Origin of the sequence: Mycobacterium sp. 1245499.0 (assembly GCF_001673615.1) — a bacterium.
Classification (GTDB): Bacteria; Actinomycetota; Actinomycetes; order Mycobacteriales; family Mycobacteriaceae; genus Mycobacterium; species Mycobacterium europaeum_A.
On the sequence record NZ_LZMG01000432.1, the window covers coordinates 1 to 17,392 of the forward strand.

General features: G+C 67.0%; 16 protein-coding genes and 3 pseudogenes. 10 read left to right on the plus strand and 9 right to left on the minus strand.

Features of this window, described 5'->3' with window-relative positions; translation table 11 throughout:
• Together A5646_RS26650 and A5646_RS26655 are read left to right on the plus strand one after the other, a co-directional pair.
• Positions 1-284, plus strand: a pseudogene (locus A5646_RS26650) (hypothetical protein); the annotation flags it as partial.
• 95 nt (positions 285-379) lie between these two features.
• Positions 380-1,357 carry a hypothetical protein gene (locus A5646_RS26655; protein WP_066876775.1) on the plus strand — a complete coding sequence of 326 codons (978 nt, stop codon included), beginning with the start codon at positions 380-382 and terminating at the stop codon, positions 1,355-1,357.
• A 30-nt stretch (positions 1,358-1,387) separates the two neighbouring features.
• Here the strand turns inward: A5646_RS26655 and A5646_RS29635 are convergent, their stop codons facing one another.
• On the minus strand, positions 1,388-1,570 hold the full coding sequence (locus A5646_RS29635; protein WP_197497982.1) for a hypothetical protein: 183 nt from the start codon (positions 1,568-1,570) through the stop codon (positions 1,388-1,390).
• A gap of 137 nt (positions 1,571-1,707) precedes the next feature.
• Here A5646_RS29635 and zwf point away from each other — a divergent pair, with 137 nt between their 5' ends.
• Positions 1,708-3,207 (plus strand): glucose-6-phosphate dehydrogenase, encoded by a 1,500-nt coding sequence (gene zwf / locus A5646_RS26660; RefSeq protein WP_067025481.1) that lies wholly within the window; start codon positions 1,708-1,710, stop codon positions 3,205-3,207.
• A gap of 32 nt (positions 3,208-3,239) precedes the next feature.
• Here the strand turns inward: zwf and A5646_RS26665 are convergent, their stop codons facing one another.
• Entirely contained in the window at positions 3,240-4,163 is a 924-nt protein-coding gene (locus tag A5646_RS26665; protein ID WP_066863067.1) for a class I SAM-dependent methyltransferase, read from the minus strand.
• Between the two features lie 184 nt (positions 4,164-4,347).
• On the opposite strand from A5646_RS26665, the gene A5646_RS26670 reads away from it, so the two are divergent.
• Together A5646_RS26670 and A5646_RS26675 are read left to right on the plus strand one after the other, a co-directional pair.
• Positions 4,348-5,229, plus strand: a complete 882-nt coding sequence (locus tag A5646_RS26670; RefSeq protein WP_067025484.1) for a CoA ester lyase — start codon at positions 4,348-4,350, stop codon at positions 5,227-5,229.
• 116 nt (positions 5,230-5,345) lie between these two features.
• Positions 5,346-6,578: an osmoprotectant NAGGN system M42 family peptidase gene (locus A5646_RS26675; protein WP_066863061.1), complete on the plus strand. Its 1,233-nt coding sequence runs from the start codon at positions 5,346-5,348 to the stop codon at positions 6,576-6,578.
• Between the two features lie 5 nt (positions 6,579-6,583).
• On the opposite strand, the gene A5646_RS26680 is transcribed toward A5646_RS26675, so the two are convergent.
• The 3 genes from A5646_RS26680 to A5646_RS26690 all read right to left on the minus strand — a co-directional run bounded on the left by A5646_RS26680 (position 6,584) and on the right by A5646_RS26690 (position 9,631).
• Complete coding sequence (locus tag A5646_RS26680; RefSeq protein WP_067025487.1) at positions 6,584-8,041, minus strand: aldehyde dehydrogenase; 1,458 nt, start codon at positions 8,039-8,041, stop codon at positions 6,584-6,586.
• 86 nt (positions 8,042-8,127) lie between these two features.
• Entirely contained in the window at positions 8,128-8,895 is a 768-nt protein-coding gene (locus tag A5646_RS26685) for a class I SAM-dependent methyltransferase (protein WP_067025490.1), read from the minus strand.
• A gap of 52 nt (positions 8,896-8,947) precedes the next feature.
• The gene (locus A5646_RS26690) at positions 8,948-9,631 is read right to left on the minus strand and encodes a GAP family protein (RefSeq protein ID WP_066863051.1); all 684 of its coding nucleotides are present in this window, start codon (positions 9,629-9,631) and stop codon (positions 8,948-8,950) included.
• Between the two features lie 294 nt (positions 9,632-9,925).
• Here A5646_RS26690 and A5646_RS26695 point away from each other — a divergent pair, with 294 nt between their 5' ends.
• Both A5646_RS26695 and A5646_RS26700 read left to right on the plus strand, forming a co-directional pair.
• On the plus strand, positions 9,926-10,687 hold the full coding sequence (locus A5646_RS26695; RefSeq protein ID WP_067025492.1) for an SDR family NAD(P)-dependent oxidoreductase: 762 nt from the start codon (positions 9,926-9,928) through the stop codon (positions 10,685-10,687).
• A gap of 30 nt (positions 10,688-10,717) precedes the next feature.
• Positions 10,718-11,398 carry a class I SAM-dependent methyltransferase gene (locus A5646_RS26700; RefSeq protein WP_156765725.1) on the plus strand — a complete coding sequence of 227 codons (681 nt, stop codon included), beginning with the start codon at positions 10,718-10,720 and terminating at the stop codon, positions 11,396-11,398.
• A gap of 1 nt (position 11,399) precedes the next feature.
• Here A5646_RS26700 and A5646_RS26705 read toward each other — a convergent pair whose 3' ends face one another.
• Positions 11,400-12,053: a heme oxygenase (biliverdin-producing) gene (locus A5646_RS26705; RefSeq protein ID WP_067025497.1), complete on the minus strand. Its 654-nt coding sequence runs from the start codon at positions 12,051-12,053 to the stop codon at positions 11,400-11,402.
• Between the two features lie 240 nt (positions 12,054-12,293).
• On the opposite strand from A5646_RS26705, the gene A5646_RS26710 reads away from it, so the two are divergent.
• Together A5646_RS26710 and A5646_RS26715 are read left to right on the plus strand one after the other, a co-directional pair.
• Entirely contained in the window at positions 12,294-14,591 is a 2,298-nt protein-coding gene (locus A5646_RS26710) for a SpoIIE family protein phosphatase (RefSeq protein ID WP_082984866.1), read from the plus strand.
• A gap of 98 nt (positions 14,592-14,689) precedes the next feature.
• A complete protein-coding gene (locus A5646_RS26715; RefSeq protein ID WP_066863039.1) occupies positions 14,690-15,133 on the plus strand; it encodes a nuclear transport factor 2 family protein in 444 nt (147 codons plus the stop codon).
• 30 nt (positions 15,134-15,163) lie between these two features.
• Here the strand turns inward: A5646_RS26715 and A5646_RS26720 are convergent, their stop codons facing one another.
• The 3 genes and pseudogenes from A5646_RS26720 to A5646_RS26730 all read right to left on the minus strand — a co-directional run.
• Positions 15,164-15,706, minus strand: a complete 543-nt coding sequence (locus A5646_RS26720) for an FKBP-type peptidyl-prolyl cis-trans isomerase (RefSeq protein WP_369807001.1) — start codon at positions 15,704-15,706, stop codon at positions 15,164-15,166.
• A gap of 60 nt (positions 15,707-15,766) precedes the next feature.
• Entirely contained in the window at positions 15,767-16,120 is a 354-nt protein-coding gene (locus tag A5646_RS26725) for a DUF732 domain-containing protein (protein WP_066863034.1), read from the minus strand.
• A 131-nt stretch (positions 16,121-16,251) separates the two neighbouring features.
• A pseudogene (locus A5646_RS26730) lies at positions 16,252-17,181 on the minus strand (serine hydrolase domain-containing protein); the annotation flags it as partial.
• Between A5646_RS26730 and A5646_RS29280 the strand changes: the two are divergent.
• Positions 17,178-17,392: pseudogene (locus A5646_RS29280) on the plus strand (hydrolase); the annotation flags it as partial. The pseudogenes A5646_RS26730 and A5646_RS29280 sit on opposite strands and share 4 nt — an antisense overlap.

The window sequence follows — 17,392 nt, forward strand, 5'->3', positions numbered from 1 at the left end:
CCGACGGTTCGTCGCGCGTGTTCGACCTGCTGCGAGACGCCCGTCCGGTGCTGGTCAATTTCGGCGACGCCGGCGGCATCGACATCATGTCCTGGGCGGACCGGGTGCGCCTGGTTGACGCCAAACATGTTGGGCTATGCGAACTTCCGGTACTAGGGACGGTCAGCGCGCCGCCGGCGGTGCTGATCCGACCGGACGGGCACGTCGCCTGGGTCGGCGCCCGCGCCGACACGGCGCTGCACCGGGCCCTCGGCACCTGGTTCGGCCCACCCGTCGCGACCTGAGGCCGACCGCGCCCGCGCCGAAAAAGGTGACTTGTGTCGGCCCGCGCAGGGTGTAACGTGCGTGTTCGCTGTTCAAGAGCAGGAAAGCACTCATCGTGGACATGGCAACCGAGCAACCGCCGACGGCGCCGCAGGATTGGGCCGAGGCCCAACCCTTGCTCAGGCCGGTGCTGCGCCCGCAGAGCTACGTCAATCACTTGGTCAACACCGGCGCCCAGCCGTGGGTGCGCCCGGTGTTTCCCTTCATCAACGAGATGGTCGTGGTCGACCTGCCGACCGTGCGGGCCATGGTGACACCGGCGGAAACGGGTGCCTGGGGCATCACCGGCGATCAGGCCTTCGCGGTCGCCCGGGAGAACCTGTCGGCGCAGCAGCAGACCTTCGCGCCGGGTGAGAAGTTCCTGTTGAAGGACGCCGATGGCGGCACCTATATCGATTCGATGATCCTGGCCACCGGGTGGCTGGGTTCGCTGGCGGTGGCCGGCGGCCCCCGTCCGCTGGTGTTTTTCCCGGGCGACGGTGTCTTGCTGCTGGGCACCGACGCGCCCGACGACGCCGGCGACCTCTTCGAGGTCGCCGAGCAGATGTACCTCGATGCCGAGCAGCCAATCTCGCCGCAGGGCTACACCATCGAGGGCACCATCATCGCGCCGTTTGATCAGGCCGGGCCGCACCCGCTGCGCGAGCTGGCGCTGCGGGCCCGAACACTCTTGGCCACAAAGGAATACCGCCACCAGACCGAATTCTTGCGGGAGCACTATGAGCGCGAATTGTTCCCGCAATACGTCGGCGACGCACAGATGATCGAAACGGCCTGGGGCCGGCGCAGCACCGCGGCGTGGGGTCAGGGCATCCCGTGGGAGCTGCCGCAGACCGATTACGTGACTTTTCTGGTCGGCGATCCGTCGAACGTGTCCGACAAGTTCACCGTGCCATTCGCGACGGTCGTCGACGTGGTGGGCATCCTGCCCGTTGCCGGAATCAGTCCGGTCCGCTACCGGGCCAACGAATGGCCCGCGCCCGAGCTGCTGACGACGCTGAAGGCGCACGCCATCGACCTCCCGAGCGAATGAGCGTGCTCGGCGAGCCGGGCCGGCGGCCGATCAGTCCGGCGGCTCGTTGGTGGCACCTCGGACGGCCGCTTGCTCCCGGTCGCTGCGGTTGCCGGGAACGCCTTCGGCTTCGCTTTCCTCGGTAACCTTCTCCTCGAGCTGGTCGACGATGTTTTCCAGCTCCTGCGCGCGGCTCAGCGGGTCTTTGTCGGGTTTGGTCATATCGCTTTCCAACTGGCGTGGGTGGGGAGACGGGCCCCGGCGCCGGGAACCCGCCGCTATTCCATACCCGATCGGGCGATTGCTAACCAGAATCGGGCGGCCGTGAGACGGACGAGACACAGCGCCGCGACGGTGGAAGTATCGCAAGAGTGGCTACCGAGAAACCTCAGACCATCGCTTACCCAGCTGCCGACGCCCGCCCGCGTCGCCACCACGCCGATGCGCTCGACCCGCATGTCATCGTCCTTTTCGGTGCGACGGGCGATCTGGCGAAACGAAAGCTGATCCCCGGCCTGGCCTACCTGGACCAGTCGGAATTAGCGCCCAATATTCAAATCGTCGCCACGTCGTTGGAGGACCTGAGTCAGGAGGAATTCCGCGAGATCGCCAAGGAGGCGATCGATTCCTTCGGCTCGCACAAGCTGACGGACGAGCAGTGGGCCAATTTCGCCGGCATCATCAGCTACGTCTCGCAGGGCGCCGGACCCGAGGCACTGGCCGAGGCGGTGGCCCAGGCCGAGGAGAATCTGGGGGCTAACGTTCGGCGCCTGCATTATCTGTCGGTTCCACCCAAGGCGGCGCGCGCCGTGATCACCATGCTGCGCGACGCCAAGCTGGTCGAACGGTCGCGGGTGGTGATGGAAAAACCGTTCGGCACCGATCTGGCCAGCGCCGTGGCGCTGAACGACTTCGTGCACGAAACCTTCGAGGAATCACAGATTTTCCGCATCGACCACTTCCTGGGCAAGGAAGCCGCGCAGAACATCTTGGCGTTTCGGTTCGCCAACGGCCTGTTCGAGCCGATCTGGAACCGCAACTTCATCGATCACATTCAAATCGACATCCCCGAGGACAAGGGCTTGGAGCAGCGGGCGAACTTCTACGAAGAGACCGGGGCCTACAAGGACATGGTGGTGACGCATCTGTTCCAGGTGATGGCGTTCGTGGTGATGGAGCCGCCGACGGCGCTCGAGCCGTTTGCCATCAGCGAGGAAAAGAACAAGGTGTTCCGGTCGATGCTGCCGGTCAAGCCGGCCAACGTGGTTCGGGGTCAGTACAACGGATATCGCGACGAGGACGGCGTGGCGAAGGATTCCGACACCGAAACCTTCATCGCCCTCAAGGTCGGCATCGACAATTGGCGGTGGGCGGGGGTGCCCATCTACCTGCGCACCGGCAAGAAGATGGCCGAGGGCATCCGCATCATCTCGATCGCGTTCAAAGAGGCGCCGCGGACCATGTTTCCGCCCGGATCGGGTGTGGGCACGCAGGGCCCCGATCACCTCACGTTCGACCTTGCCGACAACTCGAAGGTTTCGTTGTCGTTCTATGGCAAGCGGCCCGGCCCGGGCATGAAGCTGGACAAGCTGTCCATGCAGTTTTCCTCCCAGGAGATCGACACCGTCGTGGACGTGCTCGAGGCCTACGAACGGCTGATCCTCGATGCGATGCGGGGCGACCACACGCTGTTCAACACCGCGGAGGGCATCGAATCATTATGGGAGCGTTCCGAAGATCTGCTCAGCGACCCGCCGCCCGCCAAGCTGTATCAGCCAGGCACATGGGGGCCCAACGCGATTCACCAACTCATCGCGCCCAACGCATGGCGGCTGCCGTTCGAGCGGGGGTGGCGCGAAGCCAAGTCCTAGCGGACGTGGATTACCACCGAAACCGCTGGGACTCAGCCCAATTCGGCACTGAGGTAACTGATCGAGTGACGGAACTCCTTGAGGATTTCGTTGTCCGGCAGCACGAATCCGTACTCGGCATAGACCTGTTCGGTCGGGTGGCGGGTGACGTTCCAACCGGTGTCGGCCAGGTGCTCGCCGGCCGGGCGGCGCTCGCCAAGCCAGACGAGCTCGGCGACGTCGATGTCGAGCCCGTGCTGACGCCAGGTGTTGCGCATCGCCCGAGCGCGTTCGTCGGTGAACACGCTCATGTCGGTGATGTTCTCGGTGGCCAGCCGGCTGCCCGGCGCGCTGAGCGCGGTGATGTTGTCCAGCAGCCGGTCCTGGGCGTCGGGCGGTAGGTAGGGCAGTAGACCCTCGGCGATCCAGGCGGTGGGCGAGTCGGCGTCAAAGCCGCTGTCCCGCAGCGCCGTTGGCCAGTCGTCGCGCAGGTCGATTGCGACGGTGCGGCGCTCGGCGGTCGGTTCGGCACCGATCCGGGCGAGCGTGTTCGTCTTGAAGGCGATCACCTCGGGCTGGTCGACCTCGAAAACCACGGTGCCCGAGGGCCACGCCAACCGATAGGCCCGCGCGTCGAGCCCGGCGGCCAAGATGACGGCCTGCCGTATGCCCGCCGCGGTGGCGGCGCCGAAGAAGTCGTCGAAATACCGGGTCCGCACGGTCATCTGCTCGCGCCGCTGCTGCAGGGTCATCGGCATGTCGTCGGTCTCGAGCGGGATTTCGTTGTCCAGCATGCGGGTGAAGAAGGGGTGCCCGACCGCCCGCACCAACGGCTCGGCGAATCGGTCGTCCAGCAACGGGTCCGGCTCACGGGACGCCAGCGCTCGGGAGGCCGCCACCATCGTGGCGGTCGCCCCCACGCTGGACGCCAGGTCCCAGCTGTCGCCCTCGCTGCGCGCCGAGCCTAATGATGACATTCGTTTTCCCCTTCCGCCGATCCACTCGCGGCGTCGGCCATTTCGCCTGCCGGAACGCTGACCACCGGCGCACGGCTCCACCGGTACCGAAGGGTACTTTCTGCCTAGGCCGCGCGCACCCCACACCCGTCGCGCACGCTCGTGACTCTCCCGCTCCAACGACGACAGGAAGTGAATCGCTTTCATGGCACCGACCCTGCGCCCGCGCCGATCCGCCCTGTACCTCCCCGGCAACAAGCCGCGCGCGCTGGAGAAGGGTAAGACGCTGCCGGCGGACGTGCTGATCTTCGACCTCGAGGATGCCGTGGGTCCCAACGCGAAAGCCGATTCGAGGATGACGGTGTGTGACGCGATCTCGTCAGAGAGCTACCGGCCCCGCGAGGTCGTGGTGCGCATCAACGGCTTGGACACCGACTGGCACGACGACGACCTGGCGGCGGTGGCCGGTTCCGCCGCCGACGGCGTGCTGGTGCCGAAAGTCGAGACGGGTCAACAGGTTCGAGCGCTGGCCGACGCGCTGGACGCATTGGGAGCGCCGAAGTCGTTGCAGCTGTGGGTGATGATCGAAACGCCCCGGGCCTTTCTGCGGGCCGAGGAGGTCGCGTCGGCCAGCGATCGCCTGGCCGGTTTGGTGGTGGGTACCAACGACCTGGTCAACGAGCTGCACGGCCTGCACGTGCCCGGGCGCGCACCCGCGGTGCCCGCCCTCGGCTTGGCCTTGCTGGGAGCCCGGGCGGCCGGAAAGGTCATCTTGGACGGCGTGTTCAACGACATCACCGACGACGGCGCATTCCGGGCCGAGGCTCGGCAAGGCCGCGAGATGGGCTTCGACGGCAAGACCCTGATCCACCCGTCGCAGATCGCCCCCGCCAACGAGCTGTTCGGTCCCTCACACAAGGAAGTGGAGGACGCCCGCAAGATCGTCTCGGCCTACGAGCAGGCGCAGGCGTCCGGCACCAGCGTCATCACCGTCGACGGCCGCATGATCGAGAGCCTGCATGTGCGCGACGCCCAGCGCATCCTCACCCTCGCGGATCTGATCGCCCAGATGGAATCCGCTTCTTAGGGGCAGCGGACATATCGAACGCCCGCAGCCGTGGTGCGGCGCCCGCCGCGACGGGCGTTCGGTGCCGCTCACACGGTAGGTTGAACGCGTTCGGAGGCGACTCGAGAGGAGATAACGTGGGCCAGATCGCGGCCATGGCCGAGGCCGACCGCACCTGGATGATCGACACCCTGCTGGCGCTGCTGCAGACCCCGAGCCCGTCGGGACGCACGGATGCGGTGATGCAGGTGATCGGCGACATCTTCGACCACTTCGGGGTGCCGTTCACGCTGACCCGGCGCGGCGCGCTGACCGCCGAACTGCCGGGTGAGTCCGCGACCATCGACCGCGCCATAGTGGTTCACTCCGACACCATCGGCTGCATGGTCAGCGACCTGAAGGACAACGGCCGCCTTCAACTGGTCCCGGTCGGCACCTTTTCGGCGCGGTTCGCCGCGGGCGCCCGGGTGCGCATTTTCATCGACGACCCCGATGAGTTCATCACCGGCACGGTCATGCCGCTCAAGGCCAGCGGGCACGCATTCGGCGATGAGATCGACACACAACCCACCAACTGGGAGCACGTCGAGGTCCGCATCGACCGCAAAGTGTCCTCGCGCGAGGACCTGGTTCGGCTCGGCCTGCAGGTCGGTGACTTCGTGGCGTTGATCACCAGCCCCGAGCTCACCGCCGACGGCTTCATCGTCTCACGCCATCTGGACGGCAAGGCGGGCGTCGCGATAGCGCTCGCGCTGGCCAAGAACTTCTCCGAGAACAAGGTGGTGCTGCCGCACCGCACCACGATCATGGTCACCATCACCGAGGAGGTCGGCCACGGGGCCAGTCACGGCTTGCCCGCCGACGTCGCCGAGCTGGTCTCGGTGGACAACGCGGTGTGCGCGCCCGGCCAGCATTCCCTCGAGGACGGCGTGACGATCCCGATGGCCGACATGCATGGCCCGTTCGACTACCACCTCACCCGCAAACTCTGCCGGCTGGCCCGCGAGCAGGGAATCCCATTCGCCCGCGACGTTTTTCGCTACTACCGGTCCGATGCCGCGGCGGCGATCGAAGCGGGTGCCAACACCCGCGCCGCGCTGGTCGGCTTCGGCCTCGACGGCAGCCATGGCTGGGAGCGCACTCACATCGATTCGCTCGAGTCGGCCTACAACCTGCTGCACGCCTGGCTGCAGACGCCGCTGACGTTCGCCAAGTGGGACGCCAAGCCGACCGGCAGTCTGCGCGACTTCCCGTCGTCGGAGCAGCCCGCACCGAGCGAGCGGTGGGTGCCGCTGTCTCGCGGCGATTTCGAGAGCCCCGGCGAGGCGTCGCCCGGGACGGTCTGGCCGCCGGAGGGGCCGCAGGCGTGAGGCCGCTACATCTGTGCCCAGACGATCTTGGTCTGTAGGTAGGTCTCGATGCCGGCCTTGCCTGACTCGTGGCCCCAGCCGGACTGCTTGTAGCCGCCGAAGGGCATCGAGTGGTCGTAGGGAAAAGCGCAGTTGAGCCCGACGGTTCCGGCCGCCAGCCGCTTGGCCAGTCGATGGGAGCGGGCGAGGTCCTTGGTCCACACGGTGGCGGCCAGCCCGTAGGTGCTGTTGTTGGCCAACGCGACGGCCTCGTCCTCGTCGTCGAAGGGCAGGACCGTGACGACGGGCCCGAAGATCTCTTCCTGGAACAGCCGGCTGGTGTCGGGATCGACGTTGGTGACGACCGTCGGGTGCACGAAGTAGCCCTTGCGATCGAGGCGGTGGCCGCCGGTGACGATTTCCGCGCCGTCGGACCTGCCCTGCTCCAGGTAGCCCAGCACCCGGTCGAGCTGCTTCTGGCTGATCAGCGGTCCGCTCATGGTCCCCTCTTCGTTGGGGCCGCCCATCTTCATCGCATTCGCCACCATCGCCATGCCCTCGACGACCTGGTCGTACACGCCACGCTGCACCAGGATGCGGGAGCCGCACACGCAGGCCTGCCCCGAGTGGACGAACGTGCCGAACGCCGACATCGGGACGGCCTTCTTCAGTTTCGCGTCGTCGAAAATCAGCACCGGTGACTTGCCGCCGAGCTCGAGGGTGACCTTGTTGAGGTTGCTGTCGGCCGCGGCGTGCACGATCGCGCGGCCCACCTCTGTCGAGCCGGTGAAGGCGACCTTCTCCACGTCGGGGTGCGCGGTGATCGCCGCGCCGACGGTGTGTCCGTATCCGTTGACCAGGTTGGCCACCCCGTCCGGGATTCCGGCCTCGGCCAGCAGGCGCATCAGCACGTGCGCCGAAAGTGGCGTCTCCTCAGCGGGTTTCACCACACTGTTGCACCCGGCCGCCAGCGACGGCGCAAGCTTGGCGCAGAAATTGAACACGGGGCCGTTCCACGGGAAAATCAGCCCGACCACGCCGTAGGGCTCGCGCACCGTATAGGTGTGCATGTGCGAATCGACGCCGGTCAGGCCGCCGGTGTTCACATCGCGCGCAATGCCGTCGATCTTGGTACACCAGCCGGCGTAATAGCGGAACCACTCGGCGCCGATTTTCACCTGCATCTGCGCTTGAGCGGGATACATTCCGGCGTTCAGCATTTCGAGCTCGGCGAGCAGCTCGGTGTTCTCGTCGATCAGGTCGGCGACCCGCCACAGGACCTTGGCTCGCTCGTAATCGGGTTTCCCGGACCATATTTCGGACTCGGCGCTCGCTTTCGCGCGCGCGACCGCCTCGTTGACGGCTTCGGTACCGCCGTCGGTGAACTGGCTGATCTGTTCCTCGGTGGAGGGATCGAAGATCGGGATCACGTCACCGGTACCGGGGATTTCTCGGACCTCGGCCAATACGGATTGCACCGTCATTGCGTCTCCTAAGTGAATGCGGCAGAAGTTACGCGCTTAACCCCCCGCTGTCTACGACATCGGCAAAAGGAACGTCCAAGCGGCGCTTAGCGGCCGCGGGCGATCCGATCGGCGCGCCAGCACCGGGATTGCATGGGGACGTCGATCACGTCGGCGCCGGGGAAACGCTCGGTCAAGATGGCTCGGGCGTTGTCGAGCCGCTGCGCGCGGTCGTCGGGGGAGGCGATGATCACCCGGCTGTAGGTGGCGAGCATCGCGACGATGTCGTCGACCGTCATCGTGCGCACGAAATCGAACGTCTCGCGCGCGACGTTGTGGAATATCTGCGGATCCGGCAGTACGACGTTCTCGTGGCGCCGGCGGAAGCGGTCGGGCGCATCCAGTTCGGACGTGTCGTCCTTGGGCAGCACCTCGAGGTCGCGGACCCAGTCCACGTCGCGATCGCGACTGGTCCAGATCAGCCCGAACCGACCGCGGTCGCGCAGCACGCGGCCGATCTCCGGGACGGCCCGGTCGGGATCCATCCAGTGCCACGCCGAGGAGACGAAGACCGCGTCGGCGGAGTTGTCCGGGAGGGGAATCGACTCACCGGTGCCCGCCACGGCGCGAACTCCGGGGGACCGCTCGGCCAGCACCGCTCGCATCCGCGCATCGGGCTCGACGGCGACGACTTGCGCCGCCCGGCCGACGAGCGTGCGGGTGAACAGGCCGGTGCCCGCACCGACGTCGACGGCCAGCTCGCAGTCCGACGGCAGCAGCCAGTCCACCGCCTGCTGCGGAGGCTGCGGCCGCAGCCCGTCGTAGTCCTCGGCGATCGAGCCGAAGGACATTGCGCGTTCGTGGCGATCGGTCACACGCGACAAGGTAATCCAGCTCGCTGTGCATCAGATGAGAAGTCGTACCACCTCACCACAGCGCGCTGTGGTTGACGATTGCGTCGGCGATGAGCCCGGTTCCGAAAACCAGGAACAACAGCCGCACCGACATCGGCCCGTAGCGAGTGAGGGCGCGCACGATCGCGCGCTGAATGCGCTTGGCCCGCATGGTTTTTCTCATCGAGAGGGCAAGGATCAGCAGCGGCGGCGACAGGGCGATGGCCCAGTAGACGAGGATGACCAACGGCCAGAGCGGCGGCCGCGGGTGCACCGCGGCGAGCATCGCCAAGCCGGTGAGATAGGGCACGGCGGTAGGGGCCTGGCCACTGCCCACCGCCAGCCCCAGAAATCCGAGCAGCCAGGGCCGTTGCCGCATCGCCGCCAGCGCCCAGCCGGGTGCCGACGACTGCGCGGTCAACGGAAAGAAGGCCAAGCAGATCAACGCGATGCCCAGCAGCAGTTCGCCCCGGAAACGAATGGCCGGTGTCAGGTGAAAGTCGAGGACCTCGGTGATGAAGCCGATGCCCAGCACGGTGCACACGCCGAACGTGGTCGTCACCGCGAACACGCCCGCGACGTAACTCAAGGCGCCGGGAAGCGGAGACCGGCGCCCCAGCCGGCTGTCGAAGATGACCGCCGAAACCACTCCCACGTTGAGCACGTTGAGCGAGTCGAGAAACGCCAGACCGGCAAGCGCCAGTGCCAGAGCCGCCACGCGTCCGCACCGGGCCTAGCGCGCGGATTTGCCGGCCGCCCGCAGCGGGCTGCGCGCTGACCTCGGCGTCAGGATCAAGGCGGCGATCATGCTGCAGAGAATACGAGTTCGGATGAGAACGTGTCGGGTGAGGTTTCCGGGTTCACGATCGGTGATCCCGTGCTCGACGGGCAGGACGCACGGGGGCGATGGTGTCCGCGCAGGTCATCCACGGCATCATCGAGGCGGCGGCGCGCGCGAATTCGCGGCCGCGGTTTCAACGGTGACGGCACGCCGACTCGAGGAGAGAACCGAATGGGATTGCTCGACCACAAGACCGCTGTCATCACGGGCGCCAACTCCGGGATCGGGTTGGCCACCGCCGAACGGTTTCTTGCCGAGGGCGCCGCCCGGGTGTTCATCACGGGTCGGCGCCAGCCTGAACTCGACGCTGCGGCAAGCACATTGGGCCCTCGCGTGACCGCCGTGCGCGGAGATGTCGGAACGCCGGAGGATCTGGACCGGCTCTACGCCGAGGTCGCGGCAGCGGGTACCGGCCTCGACATCGTGATGGCCAACGCCGGATCGACGAGGGTGGCGCGGCTGGGGGAAATCACCGATGACGACCTCGACGCGCTGCTGACCACCAACGTCAAGGGCGTCGTCTACACCGTGCAAAAGGCGCTGCCGCTGCTCAACGACGGCGCCTCCGTCATTCTGACGGGCTCCACCACCGCCGACCGCGGCCGCCCCGGGCTGAGCATCTACGCCGCCACCAAGGCCGCCGTCCGATCCCTGGCCCGCGCCTGGGCCAACGAACTCGCCGGCCGCAACATCCGGGTCAACGTCATCGTGGCCGGGTCCACGGCCACCCCCGGCAGCGACGCGCTGGCCGCGCAGACCGATCCCGACGCTTCGATCGAGGAGTTCCGCGCCGGCCGCATCGGCACCATCCCGCTGGGCCGCTTCGCCGAGCCCACCGAGATCGCCAATGCCGCAGTGTTTTTGGCCAGCGATCTGTCCAGCTTCACCACCGGATCCACCGTCACCGCCGATGGCGGATTCAACCAGGTCTGACCCATTAGAAGAGTCAGCGCGCGTAAATGGGTGGCCAGCGGTGGTGGCGTCGATAAGACTGACGATATGTCGCGAACATCCCCGGCCTTTGCCCGAGACCCTGATACCGCAGCCTATTACGATCGGCGCGCCGCCGAATACGACGAATGGTATTTAGGACAAGGGCATTTCGCCCAGCGTGACCGGCCAGGGTGGAGCGCCGAGGTCGATCGGGTGGTCAGCTTGGTTGCCGACCTGCCGGCCGCGCGCACGCTGGACGTGGCTTGCGGTAGCGGTTTTTTGACCCGCCATCTGCGTGGCCTCGTGGTGGGAGCGGACCAAAGCCCTGCGATGGTCGAGTTGACCCAATCGCGGTTGCCGCACGGCGTGGCGATCGTCGCTGACGCGTTGTCGTTGCCGTTCGCGGGCAATGCCTTCGACCGCGTTTTGACCGGCCACTTCTACGGGCACCTGCCGGCCGATGAACGCCAAGCCTTTCTGACTGAGGTACGCCGGGTGGCCGGGGAGCTGATCGTCATCGACTCAGCGCTTCGCGCCGGCGTGGAACCCGAGCAATGGCAAGAGCGGACCTTGAATGACGGATCGCGTCACCGCGTCTACAAGCGCTACCTCGGCGGCCGGCAACTGGCCGACGAACTCGGGGGAGAGGCGCTCTTCGACGGCACCTGGTTCGTTGCCGCACGGGTTCGCTGGGGTTCCGCCGAAGTGTGATTCAGCGCCGACGGTCCGGCACGCCGTCGGACAGTTCATCGAAGAGGGCCTGGTTCAGGCCGAAGGCGTATTTCACCTCGCCGACTATGCGATCGATTTCGTCGGCGTCGGGACGCAGCGCGTCGAGGCGGGCACGATAGGCGTCCTTATACGGTTTGGGCCGCACCGGAAATTCATAGAATGCAAGTCCCGCGCCCCGAAGATCGAAGGTGCGATCGAGGATTTTGCCGATGCCCCGGCCTCCGGAGAGATCCCCGAGATAGCGCGTGTAGTGGTGGGCCACCAGGGCGCCACCCCACGTGAGGGCGCCGAGTCGCTCGGCGTAGGCCGCCGCCGCGGGGGAGTCGACCTCGCGTGCGGCACCCGGGGTCAGCCAGTGATCGAGGTCGGCGTCGATAGCAGTCAGGCGCTCCAGCGCGGGGTCGTACACCGCGGCAACCATGGAATCGTCACGGCGGGCCCGCACGGCGTCCTCCAGGGCTGCGTACACCACACGCAACCGAAGCAAGTACTCGCAGTAGCCCGGTGCGCCGATCCGGCCGGCGAGCAGTTCGGACATGAATGGGCTCTGCTCGGCGGCCTCGTGTTCGGCCGCCGAGCCCTGCTTCATCGCGACCGATAGACGGCGGGTTGTTGGGACGGCGACCGAGCACATGACCTGCTCAGATTACCTTGGTGAGCGCGGCGGGAGCGGTCACCGCGGCGAGGCCGACCGGGGTCGACGGCGCGTACCGCCGTCGAAGGGGGAAAATTTCTTGGGCGCGTGGGGAAGTCACTGCCGGGCGAATCTGCCAGGCCGCGCGTATCGCGGCTTACCTAGTCGGCGAACGGCGACGCACATTGATAGCTTGGAGGTCTGGCTGCTACCCCTTACCACTCCAACGAAGCGGCTCGCGTGACCGGCGACGAGCGGCACGTCCCGCCGTCGGCGTCCGCGGATCAGCCGATCGACGATCTCGTACCGGTCGGCACTCCCATCGACCTGGACAACTGTGCGCGCGAGCCGATCCACATCCCCGGCAGCATTCAGCCGCGCGGGGTGCTCGCGGTGGTACACGAACCCGCGTTCGAAGTGCGTCAGGTCAGCGCCAACGTCGCCGATCTGCTCGACCGTCCCGTCGAAGCCGTGCTCGGCCGGCACCTGTCCGCGCTGCTCGGTTCCGAACAAGCCACCCGCATCGAGCGCGCGGCGGAGACTTTCGGCAGTCTGCGCCAGAACAACCCGCTCGAGCTCACCATCGAGGTCGGCGGCGAGTCGCGGGCCTTCGACGCGATCCTGCACCGCGAGCCGGGCGGCGTGTTGTTGGTTGAGCTCGAAATCGCTTACGGCGAGCGGCCGTTCTCCTTCCCGAACACCTACCAGGCGGTCCGCGGCGCGGTCGAGGAATTGAACCGGGCCGCCACGCTGACCGAGCTGTACGCCATCGCGGCGCGCGCCGTCCGAGACCTGACCGGCTTCGACCGGGTCATGGTGTATCGCTACGACGAGGAGTACAACGGCGAAGTCGTGGCCGAGTCCAAGCGCGACGACCTCAACTCCTTCCTGGGCCTGCACTACCCCTCGACCGATATCCCGGCGCAGGCGCGCGCACTGTACGAGAAGAACTGGATCCGACTGATTTCCGACGTCGACTACGCGCCGGCGCCGCTGGTGCCGAGCATCGACCCGGTGAGCAGTACGCCGCTGGACCTCACGTATGCCACCCTGCGCAGCGTTTCGCCCATTCATATCGAGTATCTGCAGAACATGGGTGTGCACGCATCGATGTCGATCTCGCTGCTGCGGCAGGGCCGGCTGTGGGGGCTGATCGCCTGCCACCACTACACCGGACCGCACCTGCCGCCGTTCGGCACCCGGGCGGCGGCCGAGTTCCTCGGCTCGACTCTGTCGCTGCGACTCGTCGACCGGTTCGAGGATGAACAACTGCACAAGCGCCTGGCCGCGCAGGCCATCTTGGCCAAGCTCACCGCCGCCACGCTGGACGACGGCGAGCCGCTATCGGCGGCGTTGCTCGGGGCGCCGGACCTGCTCGATTTGGTGCCCGCCGACGGCGTGGTCATCCACATCGGGGGCGACTTCCGCATGCGCGGCTCGGTTCCGCCGCCCGAAGTCGTGTCCGCCGTCGCCGCCTGGGCGCGCGAGGTGGACGACGAGATCGCGAGCAGCGAGTGCCTGTCCCGGGCGTTGCCGGAGCTCAAGCTGGATCCGCAGGTGGCCGCCGGGGCGCTGGCGCTCAATCTGCCCGACGGGCAATACGCGATCTGGTTCCGCCGAGAGGTGCTGCGCTCGGTGGACTGGGGCGGCGACCCCTACAACAAGTCGATCGCGATCAGCGAGGGCGACCAGTATCGGCTCAGCCCGCGCAAATCGTTCGACCGATGGCGCGAGATCGTGCATGGGCGCAGCGAACCCTGGTCGCTGAGCGAGACCGACTCCGCCGGATCCCTGCGACTCCAGCTGGTCGAGTCGCTGTATCGCCGCACGCGCGGAGCGCTGCGCCTGGCGGAGACGCTGCAGCGCAGCCTGCTACCCGAATCCATCCCCGCCCTCGACAACTGGCGCCTGTCCGCGCATTACGAACCGGCGGCGGGGGACAACGTCGGCGGCGATTGGTACGACGCGTTCGAGCTTCGCGACGGCCGGCTGATCGCGCTGATCGGCGACGTGGCCGGGCACGGCATCGCCGCGGCCGGCACCATGGCCGCGCTGCGCAACGCGCTGCGCGCCCAGCTGTTCACCGGCGCCACACCGGCCGAGGCGCTCGAACAGCTCAACGAGTTCTGCCTGCACATGCTGCCCGGCGCATTCGCCACGGTCATCGCCGCGCGGGTCGATCTCGATTCGGGCCGGGTGGAGGCCGCCTCGGCCGGCCACTTGCTGCCGTATGTGACGGACCTGACCGGCAACGTTGTCGGCGAGGCGGTCTCGGCGCCCATCAAGCTCTCCCCACCGATCGGCGTCAAGGGTGTCAGCTATGCCCCCAGCACGTTCAGCGTTGAACCCGGACACGGCTTGGTCCTGTTCTCCGACGGCCTCGTGGAGCGTCGCGGCGAGTCGATCGACGACGGGCTCGATCTCTTGGCGGCGACCCTCGGCCGGGCGGGCGATGCGACGGCGTCCCGGATCTGGACCGCGATGGCGTCGAGGCATACCGACGACGACGTCACCATCATCACGCTGCTTCGGCCCTGAGGCCGCGTTAAGCGATTCGTATATCACCGCCTTTTCGAGCGACTGCCATCTACAGTTCGACGAATAGCGAACAGTAACCGCCCCTGAAGGACAATGAGATGGCGAAAAGCGTTGCGACCAAAAACGACAACGAAAGAATCGTGGTCGATTTCATACACGCCGCTTACGGCAAGAGCATGGACGTCGACGCGATGACCGCACTCATGGCCGACGACTTCGTGTGGCAGCTGCACGTGCCGCTGTCACCGGTGGTGCGGGGACGTGACGCGGCGCGCGCGGAACTCGAGAAGCACAACACCCTGGCGACGGGCATGATCGAGGGGAGCGAGATCCGCACGATCGTGTCCGACGACGACACCGTCGTCGTCGAACGAGTCGACGTGAACGCCATGAACGGCGTGGCCGTCACCTTCCACGTCACCGCGCTTTTCGAGGTTCGCGACGGCGCGATCACGCACTGGCGTGAGTACTGGGACACCACTCACGTCGCTGGACAACTCGGCATCGATCCCGCGCTCATGTTCGCGCCGCTAGGTGATTAACCTGCCGCACAGGGGATTTGGCGGCCCGAGCTAGCCGGTGGCGCTGAGGATCTTGATCGCGAAGACAAGCGAGTCGCCGGGCTGGATGCCGGCGCTGGGCTGACCCTCGGGGTAGCCATCGGCGGGGACCATCGCGACGGCGACCGTCGACCCGACCTTCTGTCCCGCGATGGCCTTCTGAAAGCCCGGCACGACGCCAGTAAGCGGGAAGTCGACGGGGGCGCCGCGCTGGTAGCTGCTGTCGAAGACGGACCCGTCACGCCCGTTGACGCCCATGTAGCAGACGGAGACGCGGGCGGTGTTGGAGACGACCGGTCCGTCTCCGGCCTGCAGCGTGTGCACCTGGGTCTGGCCCACGCTGAACGGTGTGGTGACCTTCACCAGCGGAGCGGTGGTGTCCGTGGATCCGGTGACCGCGACGCTGCCCGTGGTACCGCTCAACGTCCAGTCGGGCGTTGCACCGTTTTGCGGTGCCGCGGTCGGACATGAGCCGGCCGCGGTGGCCGTGCCCGCTCCGGCGAGCGTCAGAGCGGTTGCTGCGACCGAAGCCGCGAGCGCGACGGAGGAGTACATCCGGGAGGACTTCACGGCCGTCACGCTACAGCCAGTTACTGCGTCGCTCGGCGGGGGTCCTCAGGTGCAAAGGCTGGGGGCGTCGCACACATTGCCGGGGCAATAGATCGAGTGGGCGGCGTTGACCAGGCTCCCGACGTCCAACAGCGTCACGCCCTTGGTGTCCAACCGGGCGTGCAGATCGTCGGCGATCTGTTGCGGCGTCCAACCCCAGGTCAGGTCGTAACACACATCGTGCGCCTCGGCGATCAGGGCCTCGTCCGTTTTCGGCGGCCAAGTCAGGCCGACGGCACGCAGTTGCGCGAGGTACGCGTCATCTTGGGGGGTCGCGGCCGCGACGCCGGCGGTGCTGAGCAGTGCCGCGGCGGCCAGTAGGGAAACGGCGAGTGCGGCCGGCCAACGGGGTGAGGGCATTCGATTCCCTTCCGATCCTGATGGCGCGATCGAGGCCGCCAAAAGTGCGCTGCTCCAAAGCAAGACAGACATGCAGAATATCCGGAGTTCGGCCAAACGGCTCGCCGAGATATCCGACTGACTGCGGTCGACTAGCCGGGGAGTCCAGCCAATTCGCGTGCCGCCGCGTCGAAGGCGCGCAGGGTGTCGGACATGTGCGGCTCATGAGTCTTCAGTTGCGTGGATAACTTGGCGGCGACCACCTCCGCGGCGCGGTTGACATAGATCATCTGACCGCACATGCCTTGACACAACACGACATTGCTGCCCGGGTAGGGGAACCACATCTGGTTGCGGTACATGCCGCCGGGCATCTCGTTGTCGTCGGGGCTGGCGGCGAACGCCTGACGCGAGTCGGGTCCGCCGTCGAGGGTGTCGGCGATCCACGCCGACGGCACCACTTGCCGGCCGGTCAGCGAGACGCCGTCGCGCAAGAACAGCGACCCGAACCGGATCATGTCGGTGAGGCAGGCGCTGATGCCACCGTCGAAAAACCCGGTGCCGTCGACGTCGACGCCGATGGTGGCGTCGCATTGTGCGCCGATGCGGCTCCACAGCAACTCCGACATCAGCTCCGGCATCCGTTGAGCGCCGGCGACCTCGCAGATCCAGCCCAGCACATCGGTTTCACAGGAACGGTATTCGAACGGGCCGCCGTGAGCGCGCTGCTGGCGCAAGCTCAGCAAGAACTCCTGCAACGTGGCAGGAGCGTCCGGAGTTCTCCTGGGTGCCCACCCCATTGCCTGGTCGAGAAGGTGTATCTGCGCGGCCGGGTCGTCGTAGTTCTCCGAGAACGCGATACCCGACCTCATGTCCAGCAAGTGACGCACCGTCGCACCGGCATAGCCGCAATTATGAAGGGCGGGAACGTATTTCGTCACCGGCGCGTCGAGCTCGATCACACCGGCCCCATGCAACACACCCACCACCGCGCCCACCAGCGACTTGCTCACCGAAAACAACAGGTGTGGCGTCCGAGCGCCCAGGCCGTCGAGATATTCCTCGGCCGCGATCGCACCGCGGCACCGGGCCGGTCGCGGCGTTGCCCGCGGCTACTGCCGATCTGTCGACGATTCCGGTGACGGGCACGGACGGCACGGCCACCACCGTCGGCGCGGTATTGGCCGGTTCGGGCACCGACGGCTGGGCCGTCGCCTGCCGCGGTGCGATCGCGGCCGAGGAATATCTCGACGGCCTGGGCGCTCGGACGCCACACCTGTTGTTTTCGGTGAG

Bases quoted from the DNA above. Each gene is read 5' to 3' on its own strand.
- A5646_RS26665 (WP_066863067.1), bottom strand. From the start codon at position 4,163: ATGTCATCATTAGGCTCGGCGCGCAGCGAGGGCGACAGCTGGGACCTG.
- A5646_RS26670 (WP_067025484.1), top strand. From the start codon at position 4,348: ATGGCACCGACCCTGCGCCCGCGCCGATCCGCCCTGTACCTCCCCGGC.
- A5646_RS26680 (WP_067025487.1), bottom strand. From the start codon at position 8,041: ATGACGGTGCAATCCGTATTGGCCGAGGTCCGAGAAATCCCCGGTACC.
- A5646_RS26695 (WP_067025492.1), top strand. From the start codon at position 9,926: ATGGGATTGCTCGACCACAAGACCGCTGTCATCACGGGCGCCAACTCC.
- A5646_RS26705 (WP_067025497.1), bottom strand. From the start codon at position 12,053: ATGTGCTCGGTCGCCGTCCCAACAACCCGCCGTCTATCGGTCGCGATG.
- A5646_RS26715 (WP_066863039.1), top strand. From the start codon at position 14,690: ATGGCGAAAAGCGTTGCGACCAAAAACGACAACGAAAGAATCGTGGTC.
- A5646_RS26720 (WP_369807001.1), bottom strand. From the start codon at position 15,706: ATGTACTCCTCCGTCGCGCTCGCGGCTTCGGTCGCAGCAACCGCTCTG.
- A5646_RS26725 (WP_066863034.1), bottom strand. From the start codon at position 16,120: ATGCCCTCACCCCGTTGGCCGGCCGCACTCGCCGTTTCCCTACTGGCC.